General features: G+C 59.3%; 9 protein-coding genes. 5 read left to right on the forward strand and 4 right to left on the reverse strand.

Translation table 11 applies throughout. The features are described from left to right. The first annotated feature begins 64 nt into the window (after positions 1–64). The 4 genes from AC07OV_RS21010 (at position 65) to AC07OV_RS21025 (ending at position 6,488) form a co-directional block, all read left to right on the forward strand. Positions 65–1,396 (forward strand): deoxyguanosinetriphosphate triphosphohydrolase, encoded by a 1,332-nt coding sequence (locus AC07OV_RS21010; protein WP_176998231.1) that lies wholly within the window; start codon positions 65–67, stop codon positions 1,394–1,396. A 170-nt stretch (positions 1,397–1,566) separates the two neighbouring features. Further along, positions 1,567–1,968 carry a response regulator gene (locus tag AC07OV_RS21015; protein ID WP_494998428.1) on the forward strand — a complete coding sequence of 134 codons (402 nt, stop codon included), beginning with the start codon at positions 1,567–1,569 and terminating at the stop codon, positions 1,966–1,968. 249 nt (positions 1,969–2,217) lie between these two features. Beyond that, positions 2,218–2,844 (forward strand): response regulator, encoded by a 627-nt coding sequence (locus AC07OV_RS21020; RefSeq protein ID WP_494998429.1) that lies wholly within the window; start codon positions 2,218–2,220, stop codon positions 2,842–2,844. Between the two features lie 8 nt (positions 2,845–2,852). After that, complete coding sequence (locus AC07OV_RS21025) at positions 2,853–6,488, forward strand: transporter substrate-binding domain-containing protein (protein ID WP_495092898.1); 3,636 nt, start codon at positions 2,853–2,855, stop codon at positions 6,486–6,488. 29 nt (positions 6,489–6,517) lie between these two features. Here AC07OV_RS21025 and AC07OV_RS21030 read toward each other — a convergent pair whose 3' ends face one another. After that, complete coding sequence (locus AC07OV_RS21030) at positions 6,518–7,000, reverse strand: GAF domain-containing protein (protein WP_494998431.1); 483 nt, start codon at positions 6,998–7,000, stop codon at positions 6,518–6,520. Beyond that, positions 6,997–7,887, reverse strand: a complete 891-nt coding sequence (locus AC07OV_RS21035) for an ATP-binding protein (protein WP_176998236.1) — start codon at positions 7,885–7,887, stop codon at positions 6,997–6,999. Before AC07OV_RS21035 ends, AC07OV_RS21030 begins: the two co-directional genes overlap by 4 nt. 164 nt (positions 7,888–8,051) lie before the next feature. Between AC07OV_RS21035 and AC07OV_RS21040 the strand changes: the two genes are divergently transcribed. Continuing rightward, the gene (locus tag AC07OV_RS21040; RefSeq protein WP_176998237.1) at positions 8,052–10,361 is read left to right on the forward strand and encodes a hybrid sensor histidine kinase/response regulator; all 2,310 of its coding nucleotides are present in this window, start codon (positions 8,052–8,054) and stop codon (positions 10,359–10,361) included. Here AC07OV_RS21040 and AC07OV_RS21045 read toward each other — a convergent pair. Together AC07OV_RS21045 and AC07OV_RS21050 are read right to left on the reverse strand one after the other, a co-directional pair. Further along, a complete protein-coding gene (locus AC07OV_RS21045; protein WP_495092899.1) occupies positions 10,342–10,806 on the reverse strand; it encodes a MarR family winged helix-turn-helix transcriptional regulator in 465 nt (154 codons plus the stop codon). The two genes, AC07OV_RS21040 and AC07OV_RS21045, sit on opposite strands and share 20 nt — an antisense overlap. After that, positions 10,803–11,288, reverse strand: a complete 486-nt coding sequence (locus tag AC07OV_RS21050; protein ID WP_176998239.1) for a glutathione peroxidase — start codon at positions 11,286–11,288, stop codon at positions 10,803–10,805. Before AC07OV_RS21050 ends, AC07OV_RS21045 begins: the two co-directional genes overlap by 4 nt. Between the last annotated feature and the right edge of the window lie 146 nt (positions 11,289–11,434).

Consider the following 11,434-nt stretch of genomic DNA (forward strand, 5'->3'; position numbering starts at 1 on the left):
TTGCCCCGCCACGACGGAACCGGGAAGCTGGGCGGTGTCATTCACCGCACGGAGAGTAACCGCCTTGGATTGGCCCACCCTGCTTACCCGCGAACGCCTCGGTAAAACCCTGCACAGTCCGGAAGAACTGGGCCGCAGCCCGTTTCACAAGGACCATGACCGCATCATTTTCTCGGGTGCGTTCCGCCGCCTGGGCCGCAAGACCCAAGTGCACCCGGTGTCCAGCAATGACCATATCCACACGCGGCTGACCCACTCCCTGGAAGTCAGCTGCGTGGGCCGCTCCCTGGGCATGCGCGTGGGCGAAACCCTGCGCAGTGCCCTGCCCGACTGGTGTGACCCGAGCGACCTGGGCATGGTGGTGCAGTCGGCCTGCCTGGCCCACGACATCGGCAACCCGCCGTTCGGGCATTCCGGCGAAGATGCCATCCGCCACTGGTTCCAGCAGGCGGCCGGGCGCGGCTGGCTGGATGACATGAGCAGCGCCGAGCGCAATGACTTCCTCAATTTCGAAGGCAATGCCCAGGGTTTTCGCGTGCTGACCCAGCTTGAATATCACCAGTTCGACGGGGGTACGCGGCTGACCTACGCCACGCTGGGTACCTACCTGAAGTATCCCTGGACCGCTCGCCACGCCGACTCCCTGGGCTACAAGAAACATAAGTTCGGCTGCTACCAGAGCGAGTTGCCGATCCTTGAGCAGATCGCCCATAAACTCGGCCTGCCACAGCTGGAAGAACAGCGCTGGGCCCGGCACCCGCTGGTGTACCTGATGGAAGCGGCCGACGACATCTGCTACGCCTTGATCGATCTAGAAGACGGCCTGGAAATGGAGTTGCTGGACTACGCCGAGGTCGAGTCGTTGCTGCTCGACCTGGTCGGCGATGACCTGCCCCAGACCTATCGACAACTGGGCGCGCAAGACTCTCGTCGACGCAAGCTGGCGATCTTGCGCGGCAAGGCCATCGAGCACCTGACCAACGCGGCGGCCAGGGCGTTTGTCGAACAGCAGGACGCGCTGTTGGCCGGCACGCTGCCGGGTGACCTGGTGGAGCACATGCATGGTCCTGCCAAACGCTGCGTGCTGGACGCCAAGGACATGGCCCGCAAGAAGATCTTCCAGGACAAACGCAAGACGCTGCATGAGATCGGCGCCTACACCACCCTGGAGATCCTGCTGAACGCTTTTTGCGGGGCAGCACTGGAGCAGCATGGCGGGCGCACGCCTTCCTTCAAGAACCGCCGTATCCTCGATCTGCTGGGCAATAGCGCGCCAAATCCGGCGTGGCCGTTGCATGCGTCATTCCTGCGTATGATCGACTTCATCGCCGGCATGACCGACAGCTACGCCACCGAAATGGCGCGGGAGATGACCGGTCGCTCCAGCCCTCAATAACAGGTTCGATCGAGCTGCATGTTGCCTGAAAGGAATCGGCCTACGAAGGGAACAGAGCAGCCTGATCGAATTCGTACAAGTACCCGAAGAATAATCACGCACGCTTTTGGCGGACATGACGATTATTCCTACGTCACGCTATCAAAGCTTGACCCCTACGTGTGCTCCCTATGCCAAGACATCTTCTGAGTATCCTGCTGGTGGAGGATCATCCCTTTCAGCTTCTAGCGACCCAATGCCTACTCAAAAGCTTCGGTTTCGACAACCTGACCCTCGCGGAAAATGCCGAACAGGCGATCCTTCTGATGACCCAGGCTGGCTCGCCCTTCGACCTCATGTTGTGCGACCAATGCCTGCCCGACCTACCGGGGCTGGAGTTGATCGAAATCGCTGGTCGTCGTCAGTTCATCCTTGCAGCCATTCTCCTGAGCGGATTACCCGCGACAGAGTTGTCAAACCTTAGCAATCAGGCACTGCACCGGGACTTGCCACTACTGGGCTACCTCTCGAAGCCGCTGAATAAAGATGAACTTATCGGGTTAGTCAGTCGATTACCGGCATCGAAAATGTAGGAAATTAAACATAACTGCTCTACGAAGAATCACGTTACGACCTGCGCCACCGCTCTAGCGCACTCAACGCACCGCATATTTCTCAATTATTTACATCTCGCTTCACAATGCCTTACCGACCAGTAGGCCGACACCTTTTTTTGCGTAGGATTTTTCCTGTTTTATATCCACTCCCCTTCTGGCTCATGCTCCCCCTTAAGCTTCTGAGCTAATGTGCCGTCTTTATTTGCACTTGCCTGGAATATGACCATGAATTCAGTTTTTATTATTGATGACCACCCTGTCATTCGACTTGCTATCCGAATGCTATTGGAACATGAAGGTTATAAAGTCGTCGGGGAAACGGACAACGGGTGTGATGCGATACAAATGGTTCGGGAATGCCTGCCGGACCTTATTATCCTGGATATCAGTATTCCAAAGCTTGACGGTCTCGAAGTGCTCTGCCGATTCAACGCAATGAACACGCCCATGAAGACCCTGATCCTGACCGCCCAATGCCCTACGCTGTTCGCAACGCGCTGCATGCGCTCTGGCGCTGACGGCTACGTCTGCAAGGAAGGCGACTTGAGCGAACTGCTGAGCGCCATCCGTGCCGTGTTATCAGGTTACAACTATTTCCCAAGCCAGGCATTGAACGGCAATGGTGCCGAGGGCGCCGACGGCCATGAACTTGAACTATTCAAAACAGTGAACGATCGAGAACTCATGGTATTGCAACTCTTTGCACAAGGACGAACCAACAAAGAAATCGCCAAAGGTATGTTTTTAAGTAACAAGACCGTCAGCACTTACAAGAAGAGACTCATGCAAAAACTAAAAGCCAAATCTTTGGTAGAACTTATCGAGATGGCAAAACGAAACGCGCTAGTGTGAGAACGTGGATGCCCAGCCGTATAAAGGACTATCTAATTATATTGAGTGCCGGTTTGTGCTTCAGCACCACCGTACCCGCCAGCCATCAGTCAGGCCCGGAACACTTCACCCTATTAAGCCGTGCGGGTGCCGTTCAACTGGACACTCAACTGGACAAGACTCAGCGTCAGTGGTTGCAGAACAAACGCGAGCTGGTGCTTGGCACCGCCGCACCTGATTATCCTCCCTTCGATCTGACCTCAAGCGGCCATGACTATGAAGGCCTCACCGCCGACTATGCAGGCCTTCTGTCCAAAGCGTTGGCCTTGCCCGTAAAGGTCTTGCGCTATCCCAACCGGGAGGCGTCGATACGTGCCCTTGAGGCGGGTGAAGTCGATTTGCTGGGCTCCTCGAATGGCTTTGAAGCCGCCAATCCGAACCTCAGCCTGTCTCAGCCATACGCGGTGGATCAACCGGTCCTGGTGACCCGCGAGGGGGAAACACGCAGTTTGAGCGATGGGTTGGGCGGACTCCGCTTGAGCCTTGTCTATCACTACCTGCCGATCAGCGAAGTCAAAAAGTTATACCCGCAGGCCAATATCCGCACCTATCCCTCCTATCAAAACGCCCTGAATGCAGTGGCGTTTGACCAGGCGGACGTTTTCCTTGGCGATACGATTTCCACCCACTACATGATCAACAAGGGCTACCTGAAGAACATTCGCATGGCCAACTTCGGCAAACATGAGGCCTACGGTTTCAGCTTTGCACTGCGCCAGGACCAGCACATCCTTTTGAGCATTGTCGACTCGGTACTGGCTGCCGTGCCCATCAATGAGCGGGAAACTATCGCCAAGCGCTGGAGCGCCGGCAGCGATATCCTGCTGACGGATAAAAAGCTGCAGCTGACGCCGCGCGAAGAGCGTTGGCTGAAGGATCACCCAGTGGTCAACGTCATTGTGAACGAGACCTTCGCGCCACTGACATTCTTCGATGCAGACGACACCTTTCGCGGGATTACCGCCGACTTGCTGGAGTTGATTCGCCTGCGTACCGGATTGCGTTTCCAGATCCAGCGCAGTCGTGAAATCAACGGCATGATCGATCAGGTCAACCGGGGCAAAGCCGACATCATCGGCGCGATCGCCCCAAGTATCGAACGAGAGGCCCAGCTGAATTTCAGCCGTCCCTACCTGGAAAACTCCTACGTGCTGCTGACGCGCAAAGAGCCCAACGCCCCCTCGAACCTGGAGCAGATGGCGGGCAAACGCCTGGCAATTACCCAAGGCAACCCGCTGGAGCACATCCTGCAACGGGACTTCCCGCAGATACAGCGGGTGGAAGCCAGTGACACCTTCAAGGCATCGGAACTGCTCGCACAAGGGCACGTCGACGGTGCCGTGAACTCGCTGGTGATCGCCAACTACTTCCTGTCTTCCCAGGTGTTCCAGGACAAACTGCAGATCAGCAGCAGTATCGGCACGCTGCCTGCCACCTTTGCGCTGGCGACGTCACGCCGCGCCGTCGAGTTGAGTTCGATCCTGGACAAGGCGCTGCTAAGCATCGCCCCGGATGAATTGGGGGTGATCAACAGCCGCTGGTGTGGCTATACCGCCGCCTCCGACAGCTACTGGCGCAACTACCATCACCTGATAGCCCAGATCGTCATCGGCACTGGCCTGCTGCTATTGATTTCCCTGACCTGGAACGCGTATATGCGCCGCCAGATCAAGCATCGACAAATGGCCGAACGGGCCCTCAACGATCAGTTCGAGTTCATGCGCGCGCTGGTCAATGAAACGCCGCACCCGATCTACGTACGCGACCGCAAGGGCTTGCTGCAGACCTGCAATGACAGTTACCTGCAAGTGTTCGGGGTCAAACGCGAAGACGTGATCGGCAAAAGCGTGATCCAGATGAACATGGCCCTGGAGACGGAAGCTGCGCAATACCATGCTGATTACCAGCGGGTCGTGGCCGAAGGCAACCCGCTGATCCTTGATCGCGTACTGCATATCCACGGGAAAAAACTGACGATCTATCATTGGATCCTTCCCTATCGCGACTCTGTCGGCGAGGTACAGGGCATCATTGGTGGCTGGATCGACATCAGCGAGCGGCGCCAACTGTTTGATGAGTTGCGTGCCGCCAAGGAGCGAGCAGATGAGGCCAACCGCGCCAAAAGCACCTTCCTCGCGACGATGAGCCACGAAATCCGCACCCCGATGAACGCAGTGATCGGCATGCTCGAACTGACCCTCAAGCGAGCCGACCAGGGTCATCTCGATCGTCCTGCCATCGAAGTGGCGTACAACTCGGCCAAGGATCTGCTGGAGTTGATCGGCGATATCCTCGACATTGCCCGTATCGAATCCGGGCGACTGAGCCTCACGCCAGAACGGGTCAACCTGCGAGAAGTGATCGAGTCCGTAGTGCGGGTCTTCGACGGCCTGGCCCGGCAGAAAACCCTCAGCCTGTCGCTGGAGTTCAACCCGCAGCTTGACGACATCGCCGTGCTGATCGACCCCTTGCGCTTCAAGCAAGTGCTTTCAAACCTGATCAGCAACGCCATCAAGTTCACTGAACGTGGCCAGGTAAGCGTCAAGGTCGCGGTGCATGCGACCGACCTGCCACAGCAGATCGAAATGAAGCTGGTGGTCGAAGACACCGGTATAGGTATCAGCCGTGAAGACCAGCAACGGTTGTTCGCGCCCTTCGCCCAAGCCGATAACTCAGGGCATCTGGCAAGAAGCGGCGCCGGCCTGGGGTTGGTGATCTGCCGCAGCCTGTGCTCGATGATGGGGGGGCAGTTGAGTCTCAACAGCGTGCCAATGGTCGGCACCCAAGTGCATGTTGGCTTGAAAATGACCTGCTTGCAGCCGGTACCGGCCGTCGATGAGCTCAAGCCCGAACCCTGCACAAAAGCCCCGGTGCTCAATGTGTTGGTGGTGGACGACCATCCCGCCAACCGCTTGCTCATGTGTCAACAGTTGGGGTACCTGGGCCATCAGTTCACAGCCGCCCAGAACGGCGCTGCCGGCTTCCAGGCCTGGCGTCAGGACCGTTTCGACCTGGTGATCGCCGACTGCAACATGCCCATCATGAACGGCTACGAACTCAGCCGCTCGATTCGTGAATACGAGCAACGCGAACAGCTGACGCCCTGCGTGATAGTGGGGTTTACGGCCAATGCGCAGCCGGAAGAAAAACTGCGCTGCATTGAGGCGGGCATGAACGACTGCCTGTTCAAACCCATCAGCCTCACGGCGCTGGAGCGGCAACTGGCACATATTGTTCCGCAACCCGCCAACCAGCGGCTGGACCTTGGCTGCCTGGATGCACTGACCGATGGTGATCCGCACTTGAGCAGGCGTTTGCTGGAGGAACTGCTGACCAGCAGTCGCCAGGATCGTCAGGAGCTGGTGACCCTGCGGGCCCGACAGGCGCCACCACAGGACATCATCGAACAGGCCCACAAGATCAAGGGCGCCGCGCGCATCGTCCAGGCGACCACACTGGCCGCACAGTGCGAAGCGCTGGAGCAAGCCTGTGCCAACGGCGATGACCGTTCAATGATCGATGCCGCGGTGAAGTCCCTGGAAACGCTTATGCAGGAACTGGAACGCATGCTCCATCTGCAGCTTCAGGAACTCAACAGCCAATAAAAGGCAGGGGCCAGCCCCTGCCTCATCGATCAGCAGTCGGTCAGTTTCAGGAAAATGGCCGCCAACTGTTCGATACCGGCTTGATCCTGAGGGGTAAAGCGCGCCAACGACGGACTGTCCAGGTCAAGGACGCCAATCAACTTGCCGTCCTTGACCAACGGCACCACCAGCTCGCTGTTAGAGGCGCTGTCGCAGGCGATATGCCCAGGGAACGCATGCACGTCCTCTACCCGCTGGGTTTGCCGCGATGCCGCCGCCGCGCCGCACACGCCACGACCGAAAGGAATACGCACACAGGCGATCTGGCCCTGGAACGGCCCGAGCACCAACTCTTCATTGCGATTGAGGTAAAAGCCGGCCCAGTTCAGGTCGTCCAGCTGATTGAAGAGGAACGCGGAAAACTGTGCGCTGTTGGCAATGAAATCCCGCTCATCCGCCAGCAGTGATTCCAACTGCGCGCACAACATGGCATAGCCATCCAGGCCCGTGCCGGCGTGTTGTAGATCGATCATGGTTGACGCTCCAGCAATTTGAGGCCCACCCAGTAACGGGCGAATTGGTAGGCACACCGGCCGTTGCGATTGCCGCGCCCGGTGGCCCAGCGCACAGCAAGGATGTCGAGAGCCTCGTCACGCTGCCATTGCAGGCCGGCCTTGCTCGCCAGCTCGCCGATCCAGTGCTCGACCACGTCCAGGAAGTGTTCCTGGGTGAACGGGTAGAACGACAGCCACAGGCCAAAACGGTCAGACAAAGCGATCTTGTCTTCCACCGCTTCGCTTGGGTGCAGCTCGCCATCCACGCGCTTCCAGTTGTCATTGTCGCTCTGGTTTTCCGGCACCAGGTGACGACGGTTGGAGGTGGCGTACAGCAATACGTTTTCCGGTGCCTGCTCGAGGGAGCCGTCCAGCACGCTCTTGAGCACGCGGTAGTCGCCTTCGCCCGCTTCGAATGACAGGTCGTCGCAGAACAGGATAAAACGCTGCGGCAGCTTGATCAGCTGTTCCACCACTCGCGGCAGGTCGGCCAGGTGGTCGCGTTCGATTTCGATCAGGCGCAGACCGGCCTTGGCGTGCTGGGCCAGCAAGGCGCGCACCATCGATGATTTGCCGGTGCCACGCGAGCCCCACAGCAGCGCGTGGTTGGCGGGCAGGCCGTCGATGAATTGTTGGGTATTACGGGCCAGTTGCTCGCGTTGCTTGTCCACGCCGATCAGGTCGGACAGGCGCATGTCCAGGCTCACTTCCAGTGGCAACAGGAAGCCGGTGCGACCTTCGCGCTGCCAACGGGCGGCGAGGCACTGGTTCCAGTCGATGGCTTGGCGCGGCGCAGGCAACAAGGGTTCCAGGCGAGCAAGTACCGCGTCGGCCCGCTCAAGAAAGGCATTCAATCGAGAATCCACGATTATTCCTCTGGCAAGTTCTTGCAAAAGATGGCGTATTGGCAACCCTGCGGCAGACCGCATGAGGCTGCGTAAAAAAACGATTCATGCCGGCCAAGCCAGAGCCTGTGGATGTTCAGCTATGCTTGCCGGGCGAAGGGAAACGTGAAGTGGTTCAACACTCGATGGATATCAAGTTCGCCCACCGCTTGTCTTATAAACAAGCCAGATTGACTGTGCTGGTCGGTTTCGTCTTGGGAACCTTGCTCAGCCTGATCCAAATCGGTATCGATTATGCCAGCGAAGACGCATCCATCAACCGTGAAATTCGTTCGCTGATCGAAATCAGCCACAATCCCGCCTCACGCATTGCCTACAACATTGACGCCGAGCTAGCCCAGGAACTCACCTTGGGCTTGCTGCACTCGCCTGCGATCACCCACGCCCAACTGATCGATAACAATGGCGTGGTACTCGCCGACGTTGACCGGCCACGCAAGGAAAGCTCCTACCGCCCCATCAGCGACTTCCTGTTTGGCGCCAGCCGTCACTTTGAAGACCGGCTGTTCCTCAGCCATATGCCCAACGACTCCCTCGGCGTATTGCGCCTGGATGTGGACACCTATGCCTTTGGCAGCCGCTTCCTGCATCGTGCGGAAATCACCCTGCTCAACGGTTTTGCCCGTAGCCTGCTGCTGACCGGGATCCTGTTGGGCCTGTTCTACGTGATGCTGACCCAACCGTTGGTGCGCATTATTCGCGCCCTGAGCACCAGCAAACAGGCTCATCTGGATTGCCCGCCCGGGCACGAAAACGATGAGATTGGCGTATTGGTGAACGTCGCCAACCAGCAATTCGAAAACATGGAGACCGAAATCCAGCAACGCCGCCACGCCGAGGACCGCCTTACCGAATACCTGGGGCAACTGGAAGACATCGTCTCGGCGCGCACCCTGGAACTCAAGGCCAGCAACCAACGCTTGAGCCAATCCAACGACGAGCTGGAAGCGGCCAAGATGACCGCCTTGGGCATGGCCCAGGCGCGGGCGGCGTTCCTGGCCAACATGAGCCATGAGATCCGCACGCCCCTCAACGGCTTGCTGGGCATGATCGCGCTGTCGCTGGACAGCCCGCTGAATGCCGAGCAGCGCCAGCAACTGTCCATCGCCCACGACTCCGGCAAGGTGTTGGTGGAGTTGCTCAACGATATCCTCGACCTGTCCAAGTTCGACGCCGGGCAGTTGGAGCTTGAGCGCATCCCGTTCGACCTCGGTGCCCTGGTGGAAGACACCGCCAACCTGCTGTCACAGAACGCCGCACCGAGTGTCGAGCTGACCTGCCTGATCGACCCGCAATTTCCCGCCCAGGTTATCGGTGACCCGACACGCGTACGGCAGATCGTCAGCAACCTGCTTTCCAACGCCTTAAAGTTCACCCGCTTCGGCCGCGTCGACGTGCGCCTGAGCGCCCATGACGGCCAGGTGAAAATTGAAGTGTGTGACACCGGCATCGGCATTGCCCAGGAAGCGCAGGTCAAGATTTTCCAGCCTTTTACCCAGGCCGGTGCGGGCATCACGCGCCAATTTGGCGGCACGGGCCTGGGCCTGGCGCTGACGCATAACCTGTGTGAGGCGATGAAGGGACGGCTGAGTATCAGCTCGGAAGTGGGCTTTGGCAGCCAGTTCTGTGCAGACCTGCCGCTGCCCACCCATCTGCCGGCGGCTCGGTACGCGCCCCTGGCGGGTGAGGTGATCGCTATTACCAGCGCTGACAGTGGCCTCACGGAACTGCTCACCACCCTTCTGCCCCACTGGGGGCTGACACCGCGCTGCTATTCGCGCCAAGAAGATGTGAGCGGCCCGCCCCCCGACCTGCTGATCACGGATTGCCCCGAGTGCCTGTTCCGCCTGCGCCCGACCAGCAGCGCCCCGATCCTGCTGGTCACCGCCTACGGCAACTTCATGCCGAGTGAAGAAGTCGCTGCTTTGGCGCCGTTACAGCAGCAGGCGCGCCCCTTGAGCCGCAATGCGCTGTACCAGATCCTGCAGCGCAACCTGCGCAGCGATACGCAATTGATCCTCGACCCCATCCAGATGGAATCCCCGCCATTGGCGCACCGGGCGCGCATCCTGCTGGTGGAGGACAACGCGGTCAATCAACTGGTGGCCAAGGGCATGCTCGGCAAGCTGGGCTGCGAAGTGATCGTGGCGGCGCACGGCGGCGAGGCGCTCAAGCGCCTGGAAGAGCAGCGCTTCGACATGGTGTTGATGGACTGCAACATGCCGGTGATGGACGGCTACGAGGCGAGCCGGCAGATCCGCCGCAGCGGGCGCTGGCCGGACCTGCCCATTGTCGCCCTGACCGCCAACGCGCTGTCGGAAGAGCGCGAACGCTGCCGGGCGGCCGGGATGGATGATTACCTGGCCAAGCCATTTCGCCGTGAGGAACTCAATGCGTTGCTGGACCTTTGGGTGCCTAGGACGACAAGCCTTTGATCTGCGCCAGCAATTGATCCAGGCCATTGCGCAGGGCATCGGCCTGGTTCAGGTCGACGCCACTGTCACAGAGCAAGCGGGTCTTCAGGCGATGGGCTTGGTCGTGCAACCTGACGCCCCCCTCGCTCAACCCCAAGTGCACTTCGCGCTCGTCTAACGCGCTGCGCTGACGCTTGACCCAGCCCAACTGCTCAAGACGCTTGAGCAGTGGCGTCAGGGTGCCGGAGTCGAGCATCAGCCGCTCACCCAGCGCCTTGACCGTAGGCTGCGCGGGCTTTTTGGCATGCCATTCCCACAACACCAGCATTGCCACGTATTGCGGGTAGGTCAGGCCCAGCTCATCCAGCATCGGCTTGTAGGCGCGGGTCACCGCCCGTGAAGCGGCATAGAGCTTGAAGCACAGCTGGTCGTCCAGGGCGAGGGACACGGTCGGGGCGGCGGTCATTTGAGCAGGGCTTCGATCTCTTGGGTCAGGTCCTGGGGCTTGGTGGTCGGGGCAAAGCGCTTGACCACCTGCCCGTCGCGACCGATGAGGAACTTGGTGAAGTTCCACTTGATGCCCTTGGAACCCAGCAACCCCGGCGCCTGCTTCTTGAGCTGCACGAACAGTGGGTGGGCCTCGCTGCCATTCACGTCGATCTTCTTGAACAGCGGGAAGCTGACGCCGAAGTTCAGCTCGCAGAATTCGGAAATGGCCCCTTCGTTACCCGGTTCCTGCTTGCCGAACTGGTTGCAGGGAAAGCCCAGCACCACCAGGCCCTGGTCTTTGTATTGCTGCCACAGTTGCTCAAGACCCTTGTACTGCGGGGTGAAGCCACACTTGCTGGCGGTGTTGACCACCAGGATGGCCTTGCCGGCGAAATCGGCCAAGGTCTTTTGCTCACCCTTGATGGTGGTGCACGGGATGCTCAGCAGGTTGTTGCTCATGGCAATGCCTCGATAGAGAGAAGTGGGGTAAACATAGTAGGCAATTCAATTGCGTGCAATTTAATTGACTGCATTGATACCCCATCATCATCCCCTGTAGGAGCCCGGGGGGGGGGGGGGGGGGGGGGGGGGGGGGGGGGGGGGGG

It is taken from the genome of Pseudomonas sp. GW821-FHT09A09 (assembly GCF_059418405.1).